The organism is Aerococcus sp. HMSC23C02 (assembly GCF_001806805.1).
GTDB lineage: Bacteria > Bacillota > Bacilli > Lactobacillales > Aerococcaceae > Aerococcus > Aerococcus sanguinicola.
In genome coordinates this window covers 9,888-10,511 of record NZ_KV786047.1, presented here as the reverse complement: position 1 = coordinate 10,511, position 624 = coordinate 9,888, and the positions used below count along the sequence as shown (strand labels likewise).

General features: G+C 41.0%; 1 protein-coding gene. It reads right to left on the bottom strand.

The genetic code is table 11. The features are described 5' to 3' along the window. The coding region (locus tag HMPREF3090_RS05925; RefSeq protein ID WP_168140263.1) for an Ig-like domain-containing protein at window positions 1-624 on the bottom strand (624 nt) is incomplete at both ends.

Sequence of the window (624 nt, the reverse complement as noted above, 5' to 3'; positions counted from 1 at the left end):
TGATATACCAAACTTCTTTGGCTGTATAGTGGTTTGGATTTGTTCGATTCGTCTCAACGTGTGTTCCATCAACCGCTCGATATTTATTACTGGTACCGTCACCGTTGATATTATTAAAGTGGTATGCAATATTTTCTGTATATGGTGTTCCTGCAATCGTCACAGTGACAGGATAATTCTTGAAATTATCTGTAATCTTATCGTAGAAAGGCTGAGTCCCTTGGCGTAGAGCAGCTCTTATATTATTCTTACCATTCACCCAGTCTGTAAAGCGGTAAATCACTCGGTTCTGATCAGCGTCATAGTAAGCTTTAGCTACAATTGCGTTATCCGAATCTATTAAATCCTTTGGGGTTGCTGGAATATTAAGGCCACCTGGTCTTAGATATTGACCATAATCAAGAATAAAGTAGTCCCCTGCTTGCACTTGCCCTGAGACTGCAATATCGACATCAAGCCGAGCATATCCTCCTTCATTATCGTGAACATAGTCTGTTTCACGATTATTACCATCAAGTCGCTTAAAGTCAGCATTGGTCACTTGAATTTGGTTTGCGACATTCTGTCCCCCGCGAACGGACCGGCTACTAGTAGGTAAAACCGCAAAAATTTGTCCTTTTTCAC